Here is a 22521-nt window from a genome sequence, read left to right on the forward strand (position 1 = left end):
GTGACAGCGCGCTCAATGACGGGGCGCTGGGACTGAGAGGGAGTCGACCATGAAGTACATGCTGATGATGAATCACCCGGGCAAGGGGCCGTACGCGATGGCGAGCTGGCCGCAGAAGGACATCAAGGCGCACATCCAGTTCATGATCGGCTTCGCCAAGAAGCTCGGCGCGTCGGGTGAATTGGTCGCCGCCGAGGGACTGGCCGGGCCCGACCAGGCGAAGCTCATCCGCGCCGGAAATGACGGCAAGCCCATCACCGACGGCGTCTTCGCGGAGTCGAAGGAGTTCCTCGTCGGCTACTGGATCATCGACGTCGAGAGCCCCGAGCGCGCCTATGCCATCGCCGCGGAGGCGTCCGCCGCGCCCGGGCTCGGTGGCAAGCCGCTCAACATGGCCATCGAGGTGCGCCAGGTGATGAGCGGGCCTCCTCCCGAGTTCATGTGAGGCCTGCGTCTCCCAATACCCGAAGCGAGCAACTGCTGCGCGAGCTTGCGCCGCAGGTGCTCGGCGCGGTCATCCGGCGCTTCCACGACTTCGCGGCGTCGGAGGACGCGGTGCAGGAGGCACTGCTCGCGGCGGCCATGCAGTGGCCTCGCGACGGCGTGCCCGAGGATCCGCGCGCATGGCTCATCCAGGTCGCGGCGCGGCGCACCACCGACCACGTCCGGGCGGAGGCCGCGCGCCGCCGTCGTGAGGAGCTGGTGGTCAGCCTCGTGCCGCCGGAGCTCCAGCTCGTGCTCGGGGCCGACAGCGATGAGACGCTGGGGCGGGATGACGCGCTCGTCCTGCTGTTCATGTGCTGCCATCCCTCGCTCACGCCGGCCTCGGCCATCGCGCTCACGTTGCGCGCGGTGGGCGGCCTGACGACTGCGGAGATCGCCAAGGCGTTCCTCGTGCCCGAGGCGACGATGGCGCAGCGGATCAGCCGGGCGAAGCAGACCATCAAGACGTCCGGCGTGCCGTTCCAGATGCCCACGCCGGAGGAGACCGCGCAGCGGCTCGGCGCCGTGCTGCACGTGCTCTACCTCATCTTCAACGAGGGCTACACGACGACCTCCGGCACCGAGCTGCACCGCACGGACCTATCAGGAGAGGCGATTCGCCTCGCGCGCATGCTGCACGACCGTCTGCCGGACGATGCGGACGTCACGGGCCTGCTCGCGCTGATGCTCCTGACGGATGCACGGCGCGCCGCGCGGACCGCTCCGGATGGAATGCCCATTCCGCTCCCCGAGCAGGACCGGAGCCTGTGGAACCAACAGGCCATCGCCGAGGGCATCGCGCTCGTCACCGAGGCGATGTCGAAGGGCCGGGTGGGGGAGTACCAGATCCAGGCTGCAATCGCGGCCGTGCACGACGAGGCGGCGCGGGCCGAGGACACGGACTGGCCGCAGATATTGGCGCTGTACGAAGTGCTGATGGAGCTGTCCGACAACCCGATGGTGACGCTCAACCACGCGGTCGCCACGGCGATGGTGCATGGGCCGCGGGCGGGCCTGGGGTTGTTGAAGACGCTCGATGATGACGCGCGGCTTGCAGGGCATCACCGGCTCGACGCCGTCCGCGCGCACCTGCTGGAGCGGGCAGGGGAGCGGGACGCGGCCATCGAGCACTACCGCAAGGCGGCGGGCCGCACGACGAACATTCCGGAGCGGAACTACCTGCTGCTGCAGGCGGCGCGGCTGAGCGACACGGGCGAGTAACGAGGCCCTGTTGCCGCCGAGGCAACGTCCATCCGTGGGCTGTAACTCGCGGGGCTACACGCCGCCGTGCGTTGCGCCGTGGTTCCGCGAAGATCCGCGCGGCCGTGCGTTTGCAGTCTTCGCCGCACTCCACCGCCTCGCGCTCGGCAGGGCCCTGAGCGCACCCACGGAGCGCAACGCATGAGACTCACGAGACTCATCCCTTCTTCACCCCACTCGAGACGGAGGCCGGGACTGGGCGCGTTGCTCGTCGCGTCCTCGCTGCTCGCGGCGAGCGCGGAAGCCGCCGACCTCAAGGTCATGACCATGGGGCTCGGCTCGGGCTCGGTCACCGCGCCCGGCATCACCTGCAATAGCAGCGGTGGCGACTGTGACGAGCCCTATGGGGCGGCCACCATCGTGACGCTCACCGCCGCGCCCGCCGCGGGTTCCACCTTCGCCGGTTGGAACATCGACGCGGATGCGGACACGAGCTCCACGCCGGACTGCACGGGCTCGGGGCTGACCTGCACCGTGACGATGAACGTCGCGCGGTCGGCCAAGGCGGTCTTCAACCTCAATCCCGGCACCATCAATCCGATCACGGCCGTCGACCCGACCAACATCACCCCCGACGAGATCGCGACGTACCTCGCCGCCAACCCCGCCACGAACACCGTGGCCCGCTTCGTCGCCGCGCTGCCCGTGCAGTACCGGCAGAGCGCCATCCTGATGACGCGCTCGGAGAGCCTCCAGACGGGAACCGCGGAGCACCCGCGCATCCTGCTGTCGAGCGTGAATGCGAAGTCCGTCTTCTCCATCGGGCCGATGCAGCACGCGTCGTACCCGGGCTCGCATCCGGACGTCATCGAGTACATGCAGTGGGACCCGGCCACGAAGAACTTCCGCTTCCACGAGATCATCCTGACGTCCATCCCGGCGATGGGCTCCATTCCCCCGCGCACCCGGCACATCGAGAAGGACGACACGAAGTGCTCGAGCTGCCACTCGACGCGGAACGTGGTCAACCTGTCGGACATCCCGGGCACGACCGGCTGGCCCATTGGCGTCATCAAGACGAAGAACAAGCCCAACTGGGACCCGTATGACAGCTGGGGCGGCATGCTCCCGTTCAACCGGGACCGGCTCTATCTGGGCTCGTTGGACACGGCCGCGTTCCGCAAGCTCTTCAATCCCTGGACGTGGCGCTCCACCCCCTCGGTTCGCGCGGTCGTCGAGCAGCTGAGCCTGCAGCCCCCGGGGGTTCCCGTCGCCCACAAGATCACCCGCTACCAGGGCGGTGCGAATGACGGCACGCCCCGGTTCTCGTTCGACACGACGGCTCCGGTGACGACCGAGCCGGCCCCGGTGGGCTCCGTCGCCTCGGTGTCGAGCGCGTACCAGTTCAACAACACGTCGTCCGGCACGCCCACGACCGTCATTCGCGGAGGCTCCTTCGTCACGCTGTACCACCTCTCGGCGCCCACCGGCATCGAGGGGCGAGGCGTCCAGTTGTTCGACCTCCTCGGCGGCCTCGATGGCACGCTCAACCAGACCCGCATCGCGGATGAAGTCGCGAGCCACCGCTGGGCGACCGGCAGCGTGTACCTGGATCCTCGGCCCATGGCCCTGGCCATCACCAAGGGTTGCCTCACCATCAACTCGGCGCTGAACACGGTCCAGAGCACGACGTCCCCGCTGACCATCAACCAGGCGTTCTTCACGGCGCGCACGGGCATGGACATCAACACCCTTCGCGCCGACACCGACTCGCGCTCGAAGAGCATTCCGCGCCGGAAGGCCGACATCCAGAAGTTCAACCTCGATAGGACCGGCGACATCTACGTGATGTCTCCCGGGACGGTGAACGGCCAGATCCCGCTGTACGGCGCCGCGACCAGCTCGGGGACGTCCACCGCGATCTCCCGCATCCGGAGCGAGGTCTTCCGCCGGCCGATCGAGGCCGGCCTCGGGAGCCCCGACTCGACGGTCATGGGCGGCATCTATGTGGACCGCGAGGACTACGTGAACAACACGTCGCGGGTCACCCTGTACCGCTACTTCCTCGAACCGCTCGGCATCTCCGTCGACAAGTGGTCCCTGGGCGTGCGCGGCCGGTCTCGCTCCTATGCCTTCGCCGACGTGTTCAGCACGTACACGAACGCCATTCGCACGGCGCTCGAGGCCAGCCTGACCGCCGAGCCGGTCCCCGGCCTCGCGTCGCCCTTCAGCTGCTCGGACGTGATTACAGCGGTGAACTCCACGCTGGCTTCGCTGCCGGCGACGTCGGCCGTGCCGACGTACACGGACGTGCAGCGCATCTTCAACAAGAGCTGCGTCGAGTGCCACGGTGGGCTCGACTATCCGCCGTACAAGAACTACGGCACGTACCTGAAGCTGCAGGAGAACCAGGTCGGCCCCGGCGTGGACCCGCTCGCGCAGTCGTATTCCATCGCGGCGCCCATGGCCACGAGCCTGGCGGGCCCGCTGTATGACCGCATCACCCGCACGTCGGAGGGCTGCCCGGGCGGCGTGATGCCGTGTGGTGGGCCTCCGCTGAGCAAGACGGACGTGGAGACGATTCGCCGGTGGATCCAGGGTGGCAACCCCTCGACGTGGGGAGATCCGCACCTCACGACGATTGACGGCGTGCGCTACGACTTCCAGAGCGCCGGCGAGTTCGTGCTCCTGCGCGATCCAGGGCTGGAGATCCAGGCGCGGCACACGCCCATCCAGACGGAAGGGCCGGTGGGGCCGGACGAGCACACCGGGCTGACCTCGTGCGTGAGCCTCATCTCGGCGGTGGCGGTGCGCGTCGGTCCGCACCGCATCACGTACCAGATGAGCTCCGAGAAGCGGGAGTACCTGGAGCTGCGCGTCGATGGAAAGCCCGTGCAGCTCGGCACGGAGCTGCTGCTCCCCGCGGGCGGGCGCATCGTCCGGACGCCCTCGCAGGGGGGCATCCAGATCGAGGCGGCCGGTGGGACGCGCGTCATCATCACCGTCGATTGGTGGGCGCACTACCAGGTCTGGTACATGAACGTCAGCGTGCAGCGCGCCCGCGCCACGGAGGGCATCCTCGGCCCCATCGCTCCGGGGAACTGGCTGCCGGCGCTCCCGGACGGGTCGCAGATGGGGCCGCGCCCGTCGGACCCGTACCAGCGCTACGTCGACCTGTACGAGAAGTTCGAGGGCGAGTGGCGGGTGAAGGACTCCACGTCGCTGTTCGACTACCCGGCCGGGTACTCCACCGCGTCGTACACCATCGAGAGCTGGCCGGAGTACAAGGCCGAGTCGTGCAAGATCGACAAGGCGCCGCCCGGGATTCCGATCGCGGAGGCGCTGCCGTCCATCGAGTTCGAGAAGGCCCTGGAGCTCTGCAAGGACGTCACGAACGACGAGCGCCGCAAGAACTGCGCGCAGGACGTGGCGGGCACCGGTGACCCGACCTTCGCCAAGACGTTCGTGGAGGCCGAGAAGGTCGAAGCCAACCAGCAGCCCGGTGTGCCGGGGCTGGTGGGACCGAAGGACTTCGACACCGCCCCGGCGGAGATCACCTTCAAGTGGGAGTCCACCTACGACAAGGACCAGGACACCGTGCTCTACCGGCACTGCGTCTGGCCCGTCGATGACCGCTTCACGTTCCAGGTGTGCGACTCGAAGGCGACGCAGGAGCTGTCGAGGACGCTGGCGCTGGAGGGCGGCCGGGACTACTTCTGGAAGGTCATCGCCGAGGACGGCAGGGGCGGTAGCTCCGAGAGCAACACGTGGCGCGTGACGGTGAAGAAGTAGCGCTCACGAGCTGAACGGAAGAGAGAGGGCCACCTCCGCGCATGGCGGGGGTGGCCCTTTCCATTTCCGCGCGCCGCGTGACGCGCTCAGGTCCCCACGCCGACAATCGGCGCGCCGTACGGGTCCGTGCTCGTGCGCCGCGTCGCCGCGGCCTGTTCGCTGTCGGGCAGGGGCGCCACGTGGATGAGCCCGCTCGCCATCAGCCGGTGCACGGAGCGCGACGCGGCCAGCTCACCCATGGCCGCCGTGCGCAGCGCCTGCCGGATGCTCCGGCTGCCGCGCAGCTTCGAGTACAAATACAGGTCATCCGCCGTGAGGTCCGGCGGGGTGGGGCGGGGAATCGGCTCGAAGACGAGCCTGCCGTCCAGGGCGAAGAGCTCGTCGCTCAGCGCCAGCGTCAGCCGCACCTCGGCCTCGCGGTAGAGCGCGTGCGCCTCCGGCACGGGCCCTCGCTCCAGCACCTGCGCCGCCAGCGCCACCGCGTGGTCGTACTTGCCCGTCTCCAGGAAGCGCTTCACCAGGTTGAGCAGCTCCGCCAGCTCCGCCGCCTCGCCCAGCTTCGGCCCCTTGGGTCGCTGCGGCGCCAGCGCTCCGCGCCGGTACAGGTGCAGCACCCAGCGCGCGGCGAACAGCGGTGCCTCCTTCGCGCTCGCCAGCATCTCGCCCAGCGTGGCCCCGCTCGCCGCGAGGTCCAGCAGCACGTCCTCCTCCTCGGAGAACGTCTCCACGGCGAACTCGCGGAACACTCGGAACGTGATGTCCTGCCTCGGGAAGATGTCCCGGAACACGCCCCACTCGCGCAGCCGCGACACCGCGTCCCGGTGCAGCGTGGACAGGGGCAGCTTCAGCCCCACCGCCCGCCCGGCGGCCGGCAGCCCGGGGGTGAACTCCACCTCGCCCGACTCCCAGGCGTAGCAGTCGAACATCGCCTCGCGCGCCTTGTGCTCCATGGCCTCGATGAGCCGGGGCAGCTCCACGAAGCAGCGCTGCACCAGGAAGGTGCCGTAGGGCACGCCGGCGCCCTCGGCCGCCTCGAAGGCCGCCGCCGCCCGGGGCGCGTCGAGGATGCGCAGATTCACCAGCACCTGCGCCAGGTGCTCTCGCGGGTCATTCGAGCTCTCGCCCACCAGGTAGCCGTCCTTCACCTGGAAGCACCGGCGGATGGCTCCGCGCTCCACCCGCAGCGTCCCTTCCACGCCCGGCGCGGAGAAGAGCGGTGGCATCACCATCTGCAGGCGATAGCTGGCGAGACTCCCGTTGAATGACTCCATGCCGGTGCATCCTCCCGAGGTGAGACGTCACGAGTGCCCGCGCGTGCTCGCAGGTGGTGCTGTCAGGGTAGCGTCCCACCCACCGTCCCCGCATTGCAAGTGCCCGGAATTCCTTGGAATTTTCCAGGCAGTCGCAAAATTTCACCCAAGGGTGGGGCGGATTTCCGGAAGGTGACGGAAGCGCCGCAGCTTCAACGGAAGGTTGCAGGGGGGCGGCGGGTGTGCGAACCAGCCGCGTCCACCACCCGTCACTCGAGTCGGAACCGACATGCGGATTCTCTCAGGCGTCCAGTCGTCCGGAAAGCTGCACATCGGCAACTATTACGGCGCGCTCCGTCAGTTCGTGCAGCTCCAGGATGAGGGCGAGGCGTACTACTTCATCGCGAACTACCACTCGCTCACCACGCTGAGGGACCCGAAGGTCGCGATGGAGATGACGCGCGACGCGGCGATTGCGTACCTCGCGCTGGGCCTGGATCCGAAGAAGGCCATCCTCTTCCGGCAGAGCGACGTGCGCGAGGTGCTCGAGCTGTACTGGCTGCTCGGCACCGTGACGCCGGTGGCGAACCTGGAGCGGGCCACCAGCTACAAGGACAAGCTGGCCAAGGGAATCTCAGCGGACTTCGGCCTCTTCGCGTACCCGGTGCTGATGGCCGCGGACATCCTGCTCTACAGCGCGGACGTGGTGCCGGTGGGCAAGGACCAGGTGCAGCACATCGAGTTCGCGCGCGACTGGGCGGTGAAGTTCAATACGACCTATGTGCCCGGCTATGACCCGGCGGATCCGGAAGGCAAGGAGCGCGGTCACGCGCCGGGCCTGCTGCGGCTGCCCGCCGCGCGCATCCAGGAGTCCACCGCCGTGGTGCCCGGCATCGACGGACAGAAGATGTCCAAGTCGTACGGGAACACCATCGACCTGTTCGGCGACGAGAAGGAAATCAAGAAGCGCATCATGTCCATCAAGACGGACTCGACGCCCGTGGAGGCACCCAAGCCGGTGCCCCAGCAGCCTCCGTCGACGCCCGGGCTGGTCAGCGATGCGCCGCTCTATGATTTGCTGAAGCTGATGCTCCCCGAATCGGAGTTCCGCGAGGTGGACGCCTCCTGGAGGGCGGGCGGCAAGGGCTACGGCGAGTACAAGAAGAAGCTCCTCGAGGCCTACCATGCGACCTTCGGCCCGGCGCGCCAGCGCTACGCCGAGCTGGTGGCCGACCCTGGCGCGCTGGAGAGCATCCTCCAGGCTGGCGCCAGCCGGGCCCGTGAGGAAGCAAGCAGGCTGATGGACAGGATCCGCCGCGCGGTGGGCATCCCCTGAGGTGGAGTGACTGAACGGGCTTTCACTGCCGATTGTTTGACCCACCTGGAAGGCACTGTTAAGGAGGTGTGTCCCCCCGACTTGCGCCCAAGGCCAAGGAAAGTCGGGCCTTTGCGCGATGAGCCGTTCCCCTCACACCTTCGAAGGCAGCCCAAGGACCTCCGGTGAGTGAGGGCCGCCGCGCACCGGCCGAAGAGGCCGCCCCCGATGGGGAGTCGCCCCGCAGCCCGGGTGACTCCTTCCGCGTCGCGCTGCCCAACTTCGAGGGTCCGCTCGACCTGCTGCTCCACCTCATCAAGGAGCACCGGGTCGACATCTTCGACATCCCCCTGGCGCTGATCACCGAGAAATACCTCGAGCACCTGGAGCGGATGCGGGAGATCAACCTGGACATCGCCGGCGAGTTCCTGGTGATGGCCTCCACGCTGGCGCACCTCAAGTCCCGCATGCTGCTGCCCCGGCAGGACCCGGCGGCGGTGCAGGAGGGCTCGGAGGTGCTGGCGGCCGTCGAGGAGCCGGGCGACCCGCGCGCGGAGCTCGTGCGCAGACTTCTGGAGTACCAGAAGTACAAGGACTCCGCCGAGCAGCTCGCGGGGCAGGACCTCCTCGGGCGTGACGTCTTCACCCGCAACGTGCCGGTGGAGGCGGTGCCCATTCCCGAGGAGGAGGTGGGCCTGCAGGAGTTCAGCGTCCTCAAGCTGATTGAAGCGCTGGACCGGGTGCTGGAGCGGCTGACGCCCAAGCTGCAGCACGAGGTGGTGCGCGAGAAGGTGACGCTGTCCGAGGCCATGATCCGCATCGCGGAGCGCCTGCGGCCGGCCGGACAGGTCCTCTTCGAGAGCCTGTTCTCCGAAGAGGAGACACCGACGCGCCAGGAAATCGTCATCACCTTCCTGGCCATCCTGGAGATGACGAAGCGGCGGCTCATCCGGGTGGTGCAGGAAGAGCCGCTCGGGCCCATCCTGCTCCTTCCCAACGGGGACGCGCTGGAGAAGCTGCTTCCCACGGAGGTCGACGAAAGTGACTACCGGTAGCAACGGACCGCAGGACGAGACCCCGGCCCCTGGCACGCCCGGCGGCCCCGGCCCGTTCTCCGAGGATGAAATCGCCGCCGTCACCGGCCCCGGCCCGGCGGACGATTTGGACGACGTCGAGGCGGTCGCCATCGAAGAGGACTCGGACGAGGCGCCTCCCGATTTGGAGACGTCGTTCGAGAAGCTCGTCTCCAAGAGCAAGAAGCTGTCGCCGGACCGCATCCGCACCGTCATCGAGAGCGTGCTCTTCGTGGCGGAGCGGCCGCTGTCCGTGGACGAGCTGTTCATGGCCACGGGCATCGACCGGGAGCTCATCTCCGAAGCGCTGAACCAGCTGTCCGGCATCCACCGGGACGGCATCAGCGGGATTGTCCTGTACGAGGTGGCGGGCGGGTGGCAGTTCCGGACGGACCCGCACTCGGGCGAGTACGTGCGGCGCTACCTGCGGGTGAAGCCGCAGCGGCTGACGCGCGCGGCGGTGGAGACTCTGGCCATCATCGCGTATAGGCAGCCCGTGACACGGCCGGAGATTGAAGACATCCGCGGTGTGGACTGCGGCGCGGTCATCAAGGCCCTGATGGACCGCAAGCTGGTGAAGATATTGGGCAAGCGCGAGGAGGTGGGGCGCCCCATCCTCTACGGCACCTCGCGCGAGTTCCTGGAGTTCTTCGCCCTGAAGGACCTCTCGGCCCTGCCGACGCTGCGTGAGTTCCACGAGCTGACGCAGGAACACCGGGAAATCGTGGAGAAGGAGACGCAGCCGGTGCCGACTGCGGCGGGGACCGTGGACACGTTGGCGGACCCCGGGTTTACGAAGCGGATGGAGAAGAGCGCGGCGGCGAGTGAGGCCGCGCTGGAGGAGCTGGAGGAGGCCATGGAGGCCGCGGACCGGACACAGAAGGTCAGCTCCAGCGTCCTGGACACGCCCCCTACGCCCGTGACGGGCGAAGCGGGGCCCAAGCCCGAGTGACGGGCAACGACGGAAGAAGGCAAGGATGGCTGCCGAAAGATTGCAGAAGTACCTGGCTCGCGCGGGAGTGGCTTCGCGCCGGCACGCAGAAGAGCTCATCACCGCGGGCCGTGTGACGGTGAACAACGAGACGGTGACGGAGCTGGGCAGCCGGGTGGAACCGGGCACGGACCTGGTCGCGGTGGACGGGACGCTGGTGACTCCGCCGGATGAGTCCTCGTACTACCTGCTCTACAAGCCCGTGGGCGTCGTGACGACGCTGTCGGATCCGCAGGGCCGGCCCACGGTGGCCAACTACGTGGAGGAGACGGGCAAGCGCCTGTTCCCCGTGGGGCGGCTGGACTACGACGCCGAGGGCGCGCTGCTCTTCACGGACGACGGGGCGCTGGCGCACAAGCTCACGCACCCGAGCTTCCAGGTGCCGCGCATGTACCTGGCGAAGGTGAAGGGCTCGCCGGACACGGCCACGCTGGACAAGCTGCGCGGCGGCGTCCGGCTGGAGGACGGCATGGCCACGCCGCTGTCCGTGGACGTGTTCGAGGCGGCGGAGAAGAACACGTGGCTGAAGATTGTGGTGGCCGAGGGCCGGCCGCACCTCATCAAGCGCCTGTGCGCGGCGGTGGGCCACCCGGTGGTGCGCCTGTTCCGCCCGGCGTACGCGGGCATCGGCGTGGAGGGCATGCGGCCCGGGGAGTTGCGCTCGCTGAAGAAGGGCGAGGTGGAGCAGCTCAACGCCGTGTCCGAGGGACGCGCGCAGCCGGCGGCGGTGGAGCTGAGGCTGCCTCCGCGCCGGCACGGTCGCGCGGCTCCGGGCTTCGAAGGGGACGACGAGACAGAGCTGTCGATGGATGACGAGGCGCCCGCGCCTCGCTCGGGGATGGAGCGCACGGCGGCTCGGGCCGCGCGTGCGATGGATGCGCGTCCCGAGAAGCGCGAGAAGCGGGAGAAGAAGCCGGCGGCCGGTGGTGGTACGGGCCTGGCCCGGTTCGGCCGTGCGGCCGGTGCGGCTCGCGGTGGCGCCGGAGAGGGCCGTTCGCGTGGCTTCGGTACGGAGCGCGGCGCGGGCGGCGAAGGCCGTGCGCGTAGCTTCGGTGGCGCTGCTCGCGGTGCTGGTGGCGAGGATCGCCCGCGAGGGCGTGGCTTCGGTGCTGAGCGTGGCGCGGGGGGTGAAGGCCGTGGTCGCGGCTTCGGTGGCGCTGCTCGTGGTGCCGGTGGTGAGGATCGTCCGCGAGGGCGTAGCTTCGGCGGCGCGGGTGGTGAAGGCCGTGCGCGTGGCTTCGGCGCGGAGCGTGGCGCGGGCGGTGAAGGCCGTGCGCGTGGCTTCGGTGGCGAGGGCCGTCCCGAGCGTCGCGAGGGGCCCACGCGTGGTGAGGGCCGTCCGGCGCGGAAGGAGTGGGGCGCTGGTGCCGAGGGCGGTGCGCCTCGTGGCGCGGGCCGTCCCGCTCGCAAGGAGTGGAGCGGCGGTGACGAGGGCGGCGCGGGTCGTCCTGCTCGCAAGGCCTGGGGCGGCGACGAGGGCGGCGCTGCTCGTCCGGCGCGCAAGTCCTGGGGCGGTGAGGAGGGCGGCGCGGGTCGTCCTGCTCGCAAGTCCTGGGGTGGTGACGAAGGCGGTTCGGGTCGTCCCGCTCGCAAGGCCTGGGGTGGCGATGAGGGCGGTGCTGCTCGTCCGGCGCGCAAGTCCTGGGGTGGCGATGAGGGTGGTGCGGGTCGTCCTGCTCGCAAGTCCTGGGGTGGTGACGAAGGCGGCGCCGCTCGCCCTGCGCGCAAGTCCTGGGGTGGCGATGCGGGTGGCGCCGCTCGCGGCGAGGGCCGTCCTGCTCGCAAGGAGTTCAGCGGTGGTGGCGACGAGGGAGCACCTCGGAGCCGTGGCGCCGGCCGTCCCGAGCGCCGTGAGTGGTCCGGAGGCGGTGCCGAAGGAAGAACGCCTCGGAGCTCCGGTGGCGAAGGCCGTTCGCGAGGCTTCGGCGGCGCCGCTCGCGGAGCGGGCGGTGAGGGCCGTTCGCGTGGCTTCGGTGGCCCCGGCCGTTCCGAGGGCGGTGCGGGTCGTCCTGCTCGCAAGGCCTGGGGTGGGAGCGACGAGGGCCGCGCGCCCCGGAGCGCCCGTCCCGAGCGCCGCGAGGGCTTCGGCGGTGGCGCGGGGCGTCGCGAGTTCGGTGGTCCGCGCGGAGCGGGCCGTCCCGAGCGCCGCGAGGGGGCGCCGCGAGGCGCCGAGGGTGGCGCACCCCGGGGCCGTGGCGGCGCGGGTGCTCGGGGGGCAGGCGGCCGTCCGGAGCGCAAGGAGTGGAGCCCGACCGACTCACGCGGCAATCCCAATGAGCGCGTCGTCCGCGCGGGTGCCCGCCGAGGCCCTCCAGAGGAGCGGGGCGGAGGCGAGAAGGGCGGCTTCCAGGACTGGAGCAAGAAGAAGGAGCGCTCCGCGACGCCTCGCTGGAGCAGCGAAGGCCCCCGAGGGGGCGCGGGCCGACCCCCTCCGCGGGGTCCTCGCCGTCCCCGCTGAAGTCACACGCGGTGGATTGGGCGCGAGGAGGGGCCCATTGATATAACCGGCGCCGAAACTTGCACTGATTGTCTCAGCGGAGACCGATGCGAACCGGCGCGCGCCCCTTCATCCTCGTTCTGGCACTGGTCCTCGGCTGCAACGGCAGCCGGGACCAGCTCCTCGCCGACCTCCAGAGTCCTCGCCCGGAGGTCCGCGCTCTCGCCGTGAAGAAGCTGGCCGGGCAGGGCAATGCGGACGACCTCGTCCTCTTCACCCGCGCGGCCAAGGACCTCGCCGCCATCGTCCGGGCCGAGGCCGCCGTGGCGCTCGGTGAGAGCCAGGACCCCCGCGTGGTGGACCTGCTCGGCGAGCTGCTCGAGGACCCGGACGAGGACGTCCAGGGGCGCGCCGCCATGGCGCTCTCCAAGGTCAAGAACGACAAGGCCAAGGCGTACCTCACGCTCCAGTACGGCCGACGTGGCCGCGCCACGCGCCAGGTCATCGTCCAGGCCCTCAAGAGCGCGAACGTCCACGACGCCATGGCGGAAGTCGTGGCCGCCGAGGCCAAGGCCCAGTGGGACCGCAACCTCCTCGCCTTCACCGAGGGCGCGCTCCCCGAGCGCGTGGGCGCCGCCGAGGAGCTGGGCAAGAGCGGGCGTCCCGAGGCCGTGGAGCGACTGCTTCCGCTCGTGCGCGACAGCCAGGTCATCCTCGCCGCCGCCGCCGTGCGCGGCCTGGGGGATGCCGGGGACAAGCAGGCGGTGGGGCAGATTGCCCTGCTGCTCGACGAGAGCTTCCCCGAGCTGCGCGAGTCCGCCATCACCGCGCTCATGAAGCTGCAGGACCCGGCCGTCGCGCCGAGGCTCCAGGCCGTGGCGGTGGAGAAGAGCGCGGTGAGCCCGCTGGCGCTCGATGCCATCCTCGCCTTCCCGCGCTCGCCGGAGACGGACAGCGCCCTGTGCGCCATCGCGCTGGACGGCGCTCCCGCCGAGGCGATGGCCGCCGGCCTGAGCATGCGCGCTCGCGGCGGCTGCCCGGTGGAGCCCATCGCCGAGCGGCTCTCCCGTCCGGCCACGGCCGCCAGCGGCCTCCAGGCGGTGGCGGGCCTCGGCCCCGCGGCGCAGCCGCTGCTGGCCAAGGTGACGCCGTGGCTCAACCAGCCGGACTCCTCGCTGCGGATGCTCGCGGTGGAGGCCGTGGCGGCGGTGGGAGATGCCGCGTCCGTCCCCGCGCTGCAGAAGCTGTACGAGCAGGAGGTGAAGGGGCTGGAGGCGATGCGTGCCGACTGGGTGACGCAGAAGCTGCCAGAGAAGTACGGCCCGGGCTTCGACCCGGCCGCGGCACCGTCGGACGCGCATGGCCACCTCGCGGGCGACGCGGAGCGCGCGGCCAGGCACGCCACGCTCTTCGAGCGCGTGAAGGCGCTCAACGCGGCCCGCGCGCGCGAGGCCGGCCAGCCGGTGGTGCTGCACCGCGTGCCCACCGAGCTGTACGACGACGTGGAGGGCGAGCGACTGGCGCCGCTGGCCACGCTGCTGCGCGCGCTGGGCACGTTGAAGGCTCCGGGCGCGCTGGACCTGCTCAAGGGCTACAGCCAGGACGGGAGCTCCACGCTGCGCCTGGCCGCGCTGGTGGGGCTGGCGCGGCTGGGGCCGGAGGGCGTGGAGGTGGCGAAGGCGGGGCTGCTCGAGCCCGAGCGGGATTTGCAGAAGGCGCTGGCCCAGGCGCTCTCGGAGGCGGGCGAGCCGGGCCAGGCCGCGCTGGCGGAGCTGATGCCGAAGATGGGCAGCGAGAAGCTGCTGGCGCTGGACGCGCTCACGCGCGGCTCCGGCGTGCCGGCCTCGGCGTCGGCGGCGCTGCAGACGGTGGTGCGCGAGGGCGGCCCGGAGGCGGCGCTCGCGGCGCAGTTGCTCGGGCGGATTCAGGCGAAGGACGCGGTGCCCACGCTCCTCAAGGCGCTGGACGAGACCAACAGCGTGGCGCGGCGGGACGTGCTGCTGGCGCTCGGTGCGATTGGCGACTCGCAGGCGGCCGAGGTGGTGGCGCGTGATTTGTTCCACGACCTGCCGGAGATTCGCGCCGCCGCCGCGTCGGCGCTGAAGAAGATTGGCACCCCCGCGCAGGCCGAGTCGTTGGCCGCGCTGAAGGGGGACTATTTCCGCTCCGTCCGGGAGTCGGCCGGCGCGGCGTTGACGAAGGACGGCACAGCCGCCGGGGGGGCGCGCTAATGGAGCTGCGAAAGCTCAAGGACAAGGCCACTGAAGCCTTCACCAAGGGCCGCTTCTCCAAAGCCGCGGAGTTATACGAGGAATACTGTCGGGCCGACCCGAAGGACCTCCAGTCGCGCCTGCGCACGGGGGACGCGTGGGCCAAGGCCGGTCAACGCGACCGGGCCATCGCCGCGTATCAGTCCGCCGCCGAGGGCTTCGCGAAGGAGGGCTTCCTCCCGCGCGCCATCGCCGCGAGCAAGCTGATCCTCGAATTGGACCCCGCGCACCAGGGCGTGCAGCAGATGCTCGCGGACCTGTACGCGCGCCGGGGAACGCCGGCCGGAGCGCGGGCCCGTGGGCCGATGGGCAGCGTGCTGTCCGAGAAGCCTTCTCCGGTGGCTGCTCCGGCCTCGACGTCGCGGCTGCCCCCGGAGGTGCGGGCGGCGGTGGCGGAGATCGACCTGGACGTGGAGGTCGAGAGCCCCGCCCTGGAGGGCAGTGGTGCTCCGGTGGACCTGTCATCCGAATTGCCCGCGGAGCTGTCGCTCTCCGTGGAGGCGTCTCCGGGGCAGGGCGCACGGGCTGGCGCGGAGGAGGTGGTCGTCCACTCCGTGAGCGTCGGGCTGTCGGACGACGCGGCGACGGGCGGCGACGAGCCGATCCTGGTGGGCGAGGTGGTGGAGGAAGAGCAGGCGGCCGGTGCGTCGGACGAGCTGCTTCCGGTGGTGAGCGGTGTCGCGGCGGAGGAGCACGCGGCTGAAGATGCCGCTGCGCCGTCGGAGCCCGTGGCCGTCGAGGCTGCATCCACGGCTGCCGAGAGCACGGTTGCTGCCCGTCCGCAGGACATCGCGTCCACCACGTCGACCACGCATGGTGCGACGCTGGTTGCCGCTCGTCCGCAGGACGGTGTCCCCTCTGCGGCGTCCACTCAGCCCCCGGTCGCCGCGCGTCCTCCGGCGAGCTCACTGCCTCCGGGCCTCGCGCCTCGTGCGACGCAGCGGTTGACCAATCCGGTTGCGCCGCCGTCCGCGCCCGCGAGCCCGCTTCCCACCGAGCCTTCCGTACGTACCCCGAGCGGCAAGTGGAAGGCCCTCTCATCGCCCATCGCGGACACGAGCGTGACGGAACCCATCCCTCCGTCGTCGGAGCCCGCGCCCGCGAGCACGTCCTCCGCGCCTCCGGGGCTCCGTCCGCGCCGTGCCGAACCGCAGGCTCCCGCCGGTGCCACCGCGCTCCCGTTTCGAGAGCTGGGCGCGTCGCTCCGTGCCGCGTCCTCGTCCTTCACGGAGCTGGAGCTCGAAGCCGACTCGCTCCTGCACGCGGTGGAGCTCGCCGCGCAGGCCGGCCTCAGTCAGCGCACCGCGATGTCCGTGTCCTCCGCCACGGACGAGGAAGAGGTCTACAGCCTCACCGAGGAGGTCACCTCCGACGGGCGCTCGGTGAACGAGCTCCCCGCCGTGCCGCTGTTCTCCGACCTCCCGCGCGACGCCTTCATCGAGCTCTTCGAGCGGTGCCCGCTGCGCCGCTTCGGCCCGGGCGAGCGCATCATCGAGCAGGGCACGCACGGCGACGCCTTCTACGTCATCTGCGAGGGCTCCGTGCGCGTCTTCCGGACGGAGAACGGCGAGCGCCAGGACCTCGCCACGCTGGAGGGCGGCGCCTGCTTCGGTGAGATGGCGCTCCTGTCCGGCGCGGCCCGCACCGCCTCCGTCGAGGGCGTGTCCGAGGACACGCAGCTCCTCGAAATCTCCGCCCCGGTGCTGGCCGAGCTGTCCCGCCGCTACCCGCTGGTCGCCAAGGCGCTGAAGAAGTTCTGCCGCCAGCGGCTCCTCACCAACGTGATGAACACCTCCGCGCTCTTCCGGCCCTTCAACCGGAAGGACCGGCGCACACTGGTGGAGCGCTTCCGCGCGCGCGACGTCGAGCGCGACGACATCGTCATCCGCGACGGGGACCAGACGGACGGCCTCTACGTGGTGCTCTCCGGCGAGGTCGACGTCAGCAAGGATGGCCACCTCCTGACGAAGCTGAAGGAGGGCGACCTCTTCGGTGAGATCTCCCTGCTGCAGAAGACGCCGGCCACCGCGACGGTGGCGGCCTCGCGTCACACCACGCTGCTACGGCTGCCGCGCGAGGACTTCGACGCGCTCATCTCCAGCCACCCGCAGATTCTCGTGCTCGTCTCCGAGCTGAGCGACGAGCGCCTGTCGCGCACGAGGCGCGTGCTCGGAGAGGCCACCTCCACCGGTGCGGCTCGGGCGGAGGGCGACGAGGAGCTCATCCTGGTGTGAGGCGCGCGCTCAGCGCACCTTCGCCAGGTAGTCGTCGCGGGTCACCAGCCCTCGCGTCTCCAGCAGCTCCAGCATCGCCCGCAGCGAGCGGGCCTGCTGGGCCACCATGCCCTCCAGCCTGGACACCTGCTGGGACAATTCCTCCACGCGGTGGAGCAGCTCGCTCTCGCGCGGGCTCGGGTGCGCCGACGCGCGCGACGCCAGGGCGATGGGTTCCGACTCGGAGGGCGGGGCCAGCTCGAAGGTCGTCTCGTCGATGCCGAAGGTGAGCGGCGAGGCGGTGGGGGAGGTGAACTCCCCATGGTAGTGGCGGCGGATGGCGCGCTCGATGGACGACGCGGCCGCCACGACGACCTGGATTCGCTGGCCGGTGTGGAACGCCAGTTCCTGGAGCGACTCCACGTTGGTGGGGTCCGCCGTGGCCACGGTGAGCAGCTTGTTGACCGGGTCCGCGGCCGTGGGGAACACGGTGTAGCGCTCGGCGATGTCCGCCCGGAGCGCCTGGAGGACGACCGGCGACGGCGTGTGCGCCTCCAGGTCCATCGTGGGAATGGCCAACTGCCGGGACAGCGCGTGGACCATGGAGCTCTCGTCCACGTAGCCCATCTGCACCAGCGTGAGGCCCAGCTTGCCACCCCACTTGCGCTGCTCGGCGAGGGCGGAGCGCAGCTGCGTCTCCGTGAGCAGGCCGGCGTCCATGAGGATTTCCCCGAGCCGACGCTTGCGGCCAGGGAAGGAAACAGGGGGCGGGGTAGGCGAAGAACTCACGGCCGCCGAGCATACCAGCCAGCCGTGCACAGAACCCCCAAACCCGGGGGTATGGCCGGGTAGGAGCATGAAGGCGGGAGTTGGGGTAGAACCTTGGGTGAATGACTCGAAGCATCCTTCCATTCCTCGCGCTGGCGCTCACCGCCGGCTGTGCGTCACAGCGGCTGGCCGGCGCGGACCTGGACCGCGTCAAGCGGCCCGCCTTCATCTCCCGAATCGAGGAGGGCGCGGGGCCCAAGAGCCTCGTGTTCCGCGAGGACTCGGCGTACAGCGGCAAGCTGAAGAAGCTGGAGCCGGTGGAGGCGGACCGCCGCCTCACGGTGAAGCTGCAGCAGGCCGTGACGCGCTTCGAGATTTCCGAGCGCCTGCGCGTCAACACGCTGTCGCAGCTCCCGCGCGAGTACCCGTGGACGCGCGTGGTGGACCCGGCGCGCGTGGCCTCGGTGCTGGAGAGCTTCCTCGTGGAGGAGGTGCCCGCCAACGCGCCGGATTACGACCTGATAACGCCGCTCGGCGCGGACACCGTCGTCGAGTTCGTCATCCAGGAGTACGGCATGCGCAGCAACAAGGGCCACGCGGGCGCGTACGTGCGCGGCTACGGGCGCATGTTCACGCTCGACGGGCGCTCCGAGGTGTGGCGCCGGCCCTTCGAGGTGGACCAGGTGGCCGCGGGCGAGCCGCATCTGGACCCCTTCAAGGTGGGGAAGAACCCGGACCTGTTCCGCCAGGCAATCACGTCCATGATGGACAAGGTGGCCGTCACCTTCGTGAAGGACCTGACGCCGAAGGACCGGCGCGGCGGCCCACCCGTTGCGGCTCCGCCGGGTTCGGCCGCGCCGGATACCATCCCGGGCACCGCTGGCCAGCGCATGCAGGCGAAGCCGCCCGAGAAGGAACTGCCCTCGGGCGAGCTGCCGGACCCCGACCCGGAATAGCGGCGGGCCTCAAAACAGCGCGTGCTCCGCGAGGAGCACCGCGAGCCCCACGGCGAAGCTGACGAGCGTGACGGGCAGGCCGATGCGGAGGTAGCCGAGGAAGGACATGTTCACCTTCCCGCGCGCGGCCTCGAAGACGATGAGGTTGGCCACGCTGCCGACGAGGGTGAGGTTGCCCGCAAGCGTGGAGCCCAGCGCGAGCACGTGCCAGCCCAGCTCCACGTTCTGCAGCGTGGGCACCCACGTGCGCGCGAGCATGACGAAGGGCACGTTGCTGAAGAGGTTGGACGCCACCAGCGTCAGCCCCGCGAAGCCGAGCGTCTCGCGCCAGGGCGGGCCGACCATCAGCGGCGAGAAGAGCTCGCGGATGTCCTCGGCCCAGCCGTGCTTGTTCACGCCGTACACGACGACGAAGAGGCTGGCGAAGAAGAGGAGCAGCACCCAGTCCACGCGCTCCAGCGCCTCGCGCGGCTCACGGCGGGACAGGGCCATGACCAGGGCGGCGCCGGCCAGGGCGCTCCAGCTCATGGGCAGGCCGGCGAAGAAGGCCGCCACCACCCCGGCGAGCACGACGAGCGTGAGCCACAGCAGGCCCCGGTCCACGGGCGGCGGGGGCGGCTGCGGGTCGAAGCGCTTCGCGGGCAGGTCGTACCGGAAGAGGTACAGGAGCGCCCCGGTGACGATGGCCGTCGAGAGCAGGGCGGGCAGGGCCATGTATGCGGCGAAGCTGGCGTAGGACAGCCCCGAGGCGCCCTGGATGAGCATGTTCTGCGGGTTGCCGGTGAAGGTCGCCACCGAGCCGCTGTTGCTGCCCATGCACACCGCGAGCAGGTACGGCACGGGCGGCAGCTTCGCGTCCTCGACCGTGACGAGCACCAGCGGCGTGAGCATCAGGCACACGGTGTCGTTGACGAGGAACGCGGACAGCACCGCGGAGATGAACGTCACGGCCACCAGCAGCAGCCGCGGCGTGTGGGCCCGGCGCACGGCCCAGGCACCGGCGGTACGGAAGAAGGCCGCCTGCGACAGGTAGGCCGCCAGCAGCATCATGCCGAGCAGCAGGATGATGGTGTCCGCGTCGATGGCGTGCCGGGCGGGGTCGTCGCTGTGGCCGTAGACCTCGGCGGGAGTGACGACTCCGAGCACCACCATGAGCACGGCGCCCAACAGCGCTCCGCCGGGCCGGTCCAGTTTCAGGAACGGAAGGCGCGCGCCGGCGATGAAGACGTAGGTGAACAGGAAGATGGCGAGGGCCACGGGCGCGGCACCCTAGCCGAGAGTGGCCGGGCGCGCCGCAAGCGCGTTGTCCGCCCCGGTGTACGCCTGTACAGTGCCCGACCCATGAAGCCTGAGAAGGAAACGGACGCCTTCGGTGGCCCCCGGCGCACCCCGTGGAACGCGCCTCGCGGGTTGGACGCCGTCCTCCAGGGGTGGCGCTCGGACCGGCAGCTCTGGCCCAGCTTCGTCCTCGACGAGGCCACGCCCGCGAAGGCCGGCACCTTCGCCCCCATTCCCGAGGACGTCGCGCCCCAGGTCCGCGAGGCCCTGCGCCAGCGCGGCATCGAGCAGCTCTTCTCGCACCAGGCCGAGGCCTACCGGCTGGCCCGCGCGGGCAAGAGCCTCGTCATCGCCACGCCCACCGCGTCCGGCAAGAGCCTCTGCTACAACCTGCCGCTGTTGGATCGCTTCGCCCGCGAGCCGCAGGCGCGCGCCCTGTACCTGTTCCCCACCAAGGCGCTGTCCAGAGACCAGGAGGAGTCGCTCCGCGCACTGATGCGCGAGGCGGGCCTGTCCCACGGCGCGATTACGTTCGACGGGGACACTCCGGCGGATGCGCGGCGGGCCGCTCGCGAGCGCAGCGGCGTGCTGCTCACCAACCCGGACATGCTGCACACCGGCATCCTCCCGCACCACGCGAGCTGGGCGCGGCTGTTCTCCAACCTCCGCTACGTCGTCATCGACGAGCTGCACACGTACCGAGGCGTCTTCGGCTCGCACCTCGCCAACGTGCTGCGCCGCCTGCAGCGCGTGGCGCGCTTCCATGGCGCGGACCCGGTGTTCATCGCGGCGTCGGCCACCATCGGCAATCCGCAGGCGCATGCGCGGCGGATGCTCGGGCGCGAGGTGGAGTTGGTGTCCGAGAGCGGCGCTCCGTCCGGTGAGCGCCGGGTCATGGTGTTCAACCCGCCCGTGGTGAATGCGGAGTTGGGCATCCGCGCGAGCTACCTCAAGACGGCGGTGCGCCTCACCTCGGACCTGGTGCGCGCGGGCGTGTCCACGCTGCTGTTCGGCCAGTCGCGCAACAACATCGAGGTGATGCTCAAGTACCTCCGCGACCGCTTCGTCGAGGAGAAGCTGGACCCGTCCCTCATCCAGGGCTACCGCGGCGGCTACCTGCCGGGCACGCGTCGCGCCACGGAGGCGGCCCTGCGCGCGGGCGAGGTGCGCTGCGTGGTGGCCACCAACGCGCTGGAGCTGGGCATCGACATCGGCTCGCTGGACGCGGTGGTGTGCGCGGGTTACCCGGGCTCGGTGGCGGCGCTGATGCAGCGCTTCGGACGGGCGGGGCGCCGAGGAGCGGGGAGCCTCGCGCTGCTGGTGACGTCGAGCGCGCCGCTGGACCAGTACATGGCCGCGGATCCGCGCTTCCTCATCGGCGCGCCCGTGGAGCACGCGCGCATCGACCCGGACAACGTGGAGATTCTCGTCCAGCACCTCAAGTGCGCCTCGTTCGAGCTGCCCTTCGAGGAGGGCGAGCCCTTCGGTGACGTGCCGCCCGAGTCGACGACGGAGGCGCTCGGGTTCCTCGCGCAGCACGAGGTGGTGCACCCCACCGTGGGCGAGGCGGGGAAGCGCGTGTACCACTGGTCCACGGATGCGTACCCGGCCAACCACGTGTCCCTGCGCAGCGTGGGCTGGGACAACGTCGTCATCATCGAGCGCGGCACGGACCGGACGCTGGCGGAGATGGACTTCCGCTCGGCGCACACGATGCTGCACGAGCAGGCCATCTACCAGCACGAGGGCGAGCAGTACCAGGTCGAGCACTTCGACTACGAGAACCACAAGGCCTTCGTGCGCAAGGTGGCGCCGGACTACTTCACGGACGCAATGACGTACGTGCGCGTGCACGTCATCCAGGAGGACCAGTCCACGCCGATGGGGCCGGACCTCCATGCGGGCATGGGCGAGGTCAGCGTCATCGAGAAGGTGGTGGGCTACAAGAAGATCAAGTTCCACACGCACGAGAACGTGGGCTACGGCGACGTGGCGCTGCCGGAGATGCAGATGCACACCACGTCGCTCTGGCTGACGGTGCCGGAGTCCGTGGTGCGCTCGATGCGCGCGCCCCGGCCCGCGGTCATCGATGCGCTGCGCGGCGTGGCCACGGCGCTGCGCACGGTGGCGTGCGTGGGGTTGATGATCGACCCGAGGGACGTGGGCAAGACGCTCGGCAGCAAGGACGATGGTGAGGGGCCGCCTCGCAAGGACGGTGGCGTGGGCTTCGACCCGACCATCTTCCTCTACGACAACGTGCCGGGCGGCGTGGGGCTGGCCGCGCGGCTGTATGACCAGCGCGATGAGTTGATGCTGCGCGCGCGCAGGCTGCTGGAGTCGTGCCCGTGCGAGGACGGGTGCCCGGCGTGCATCGGTCCGGCCGCGGGGGCGACTCCGGGGAGTGCTCCGGTGGAGCCGTTCTCTCGCAAGCGGCTGGGGCTCGAAGTCCTGTCGGCGCTCGGCGTCGCGGGGATGCAGTAGGCGGAGGTCCGGTC

The 22521-nt window shown here is 70.5% G+C and carries 14 protein-coding genes; 11 read left to right on the forward strand and 3 right to left on the reverse strand.

Annotation, left to right across the window (positions count from 1 at the left end; genetic code table 11):
- The first annotated feature begins 49 nt into the window (after nt 1–49).
- The 3 genes from ACVTJA_RS26750 to ACVTJA_RS26760 all read left to right on the forward strand — a co-directional run bounded on the left by ACVTJA_RS26750 (nt 50) and on the right by ACVTJA_RS26760 (nt 5475).
- Nucleotides 50–445: a YciI family protein gene (locus tag ACVTJA_RS26750; RefSeq protein ID WP_465840296.1), complete on the forward strand. Its 396-nt coding sequence runs from the start codon at nt 50–52 to the stop codon at nt 443–445.
- A complete protein-coding gene (locus tag ACVTJA_RS26755) occupies nt 442–1704 on the forward strand; it encodes an RNA polymerase sigma factor (RefSeq protein ID WP_465840298.1) in 1263 nt (420 codons plus the stop codon). The genes ACVTJA_RS26750 and ACVTJA_RS26755 overlap by 4 nt, the downstream gene beginning before the upstream one ends.
- Before the next feature lie 180 nt (nt 1705–1884).
- On the forward strand, nt 1885–5475 hold the full coding sequence (locus ACVTJA_RS26760) for a VWD domain-containing protein (protein ID WP_465840300.1): 3591 nt from the start codon (nt 1885–1887) through the stop codon (nt 5473–5475).
- An 86-nt stretch (nt 5476–5561) separates the two neighbouring features.
- Here the strand turns inward: ACVTJA_RS26760 and ACVTJA_RS26765 are convergent, their stop codons facing one another.
- Nucleotides 5562–6746 (reverse strand): DUF4388 domain-containing protein, encoded by a 1185-nt coding sequence (locus tag ACVTJA_RS26765; protein WP_465840302.1) that lies wholly within the window; start codon nt 6744–6746, stop codon nt 5562–5564.
- Nucleotides 6747–7014: 268 nt separating this feature from the next.
- Between ACVTJA_RS26765 and trpS the strand changes: the two genes are divergently transcribed.
- The 6 genes from trpS (at nt 7015) to ACVTJA_RS26795 (ending at nt 17045) form a co-directional block, all read left to right on the forward strand.
- Nucleotides 7015–8061 carry a tryptophan--tRNA ligase gene (gene trpS / locus ACVTJA_RS26770; protein WP_465823756.1) on the forward strand — a complete coding sequence of 349 codons (1047 nt, stop codon included), beginning with the start codon at nt 7015–7017 and terminating at the stop codon, nt 8059–8061.
- A 164-nt stretch (nt 8062–8225) separates the two neighbouring features.
- On the forward strand, nt 8226–9095 hold the full coding sequence (locus tag ACVTJA_RS26775; RefSeq protein WP_465823757.1) for a segregation and condensation protein A: 870 nt from the start codon (nt 8226–8228) through the stop codon (nt 9093–9095).
- Nucleotides 9082–10065 (forward strand): SMC-Scp complex subunit ScpB, encoded by a 984-nt coding sequence (gene scpB / locus ACVTJA_RS26780; protein WP_465823758.1) that lies wholly within the window; start codon nt 9082–9084, stop codon nt 10063–10065. The genes ACVTJA_RS26775 and scpB overlap by 14 nt, the downstream gene beginning before the upstream one ends.
- 25 nt (nt 10066–10090) lie before the next feature.
- Complete coding sequence (locus ACVTJA_RS26785; protein ID WP_465823759.1) at nt 10091–12562, forward strand: pseudouridine synthase; 2472 nt, start codon at nt 10091–10093, stop codon at nt 12560–12562.
- 86 nt (nt 12563–12648) lie between these two features.
- Nucleotides 12649–14772, forward strand: coding sequence for a HEAT repeat domain-containing protein (locus tag ACVTJA_RS26790; RefSeq protein WP_465823760.1), 2124 nt, complete (start codon nt 12649–12651; stop codon nt 14770–14772).
- Nucleotides 14772–17045, forward strand: coding sequence for a cyclic nucleotide-binding domain-containing protein (locus ACVTJA_RS26795; protein ID WP_465823761.1), 2274 nt, complete (start codon nt 14772–14774; stop codon nt 17043–17045). The genes ACVTJA_RS26790 and ACVTJA_RS26795 overlap by 1 nt, the downstream gene beginning before the upstream one ends.
- Before the next feature lie 9 nt (nt 17046–17054).
- Here the strand turns inward: ACVTJA_RS26795 and ACVTJA_RS26800 are convergent, their stop codons facing one another.
- Complete coding sequence (locus ACVTJA_RS26800) at nt 17055–17744, reverse strand: GspE/PulE/PilB domain-containing protein (RefSeq protein WP_465823762.1); 690 nt, start codon at nt 17742–17744, stop codon at nt 17055–17057.
- 170 nt (nt 17745–17914) lie between these two features.
- On the opposite strand from ACVTJA_RS26800, the gene ACVTJA_RS26805 reads away from it, so the two are divergent.
- Nucleotides 17915–18748, forward strand: coding sequence for a hypothetical protein (locus ACVTJA_RS26805; protein WP_465823763.1), 834 nt, complete (start codon nt 17915–17917; stop codon nt 18746–18748).
- Between the two features lie 9 nt (nt 18749–18757).
- Here ACVTJA_RS26805 and ACVTJA_RS26810 read toward each other — a convergent pair whose 3' ends face one another.
- A complete protein-coding gene (locus ACVTJA_RS26810) occupies nt 18758–20005 on the reverse strand; it encodes an ArsB/NhaD family transporter (RefSeq protein WP_465823764.1) in 1248 nt (415 codons plus the stop codon).
- An 84-nt stretch (nt 20006–20089) separates the two neighbouring features.
- Here ACVTJA_RS26810 and ACVTJA_RS26815 point away from each other — a divergent pair, with 84 nt between their 5' ends.
- Nucleotides 20090–22507 carry a DEAD/DEAH box helicase gene (locus ACVTJA_RS26815; protein ID WP_465823765.1) on the forward strand — a complete coding sequence of 806 codons (2418 nt, stop codon included), beginning with the start codon at nt 20090–20092 and terminating at the stop codon, nt 22505–22507.
- Nucleotides 22508–22521 lie beyond the last annotated feature (14 nt).

It is taken from the genome of Pyxidicoccus sp. M6, assembly GCF_055568925.1.

Excerpts from the sequence above, each read along its gene's own strand:
- ACVTJA_RS26750 (WP_465840296.1), top strand. The coding sequence starts at position 50 with ATGAAGTACATGCTGATGATGAATCACCCGGGCAAGGGGCCGTACGCG.
- ACVTJA_RS26760 (WP_465840300.1), top strand. The coding sequence starts at position 1,885 with ATGAGACTCACGAGACTCATCCCTTCTTCACCCCACTCGAGACGGAGG.
- ACVTJA_RS26765 (WP_465840302.1), bottom strand. The coding sequence starts at position 6,746 with ATGGAGTCATTCAACGGGAGTCTCGCCAGCTATCGCCTGCAGATGGTG.
- trpS (WP_465823756.1), top strand. The coding sequence starts at position 7,015 with ATGCGGATTCTCTCAGGCGTCCAGTCGTCCGGAAAGCTGCACATCGGC.
- ACVTJA_RS26785 (WP_465823759.1), top strand. The coding sequence starts at position 10,091 with ATGGCTGCCGAAAGATTGCAGAAGTACCTGGCTCGCGCGGGAGTGGCT.
- ACVTJA_RS26790 (WP_465823760.1), top strand. The coding sequence starts at position 12,649 with ATGCGAACCGGCGCGCGCCCCTTCATCCTCGTTCTGGCACTGGTCCTC.
- ACVTJA_RS26795 (WP_465823761.1), top strand. The coding sequence starts at position 14,772 with ATGGAGCTGCGAAAGCTCAAGGACAAGGCCACTGAAGCCTTCACCAAG.
- ACVTJA_RS26800 (WP_465823762.1), bottom strand. The coding sequence starts at position 17,744 with ATGGACGCCGGCCTGCTCACGGAGACGCAGCTGCGCTCCGCCCTCGCC.
- ACVTJA_RS26805 (WP_465823763.1), top strand. The coding sequence starts at position 17,915 with ATGACTCGAAGCATCCTTCCATTCCTCGCGCTGGCGCTCACCGCCGGC.
- ACVTJA_RS26815 (WP_465823765.1), top strand. The coding sequence starts at position 20,090 with ATGAAGCCTGAGAAGGAAACGGACGCCTTCGGTGGCCCCCGGCGCACC.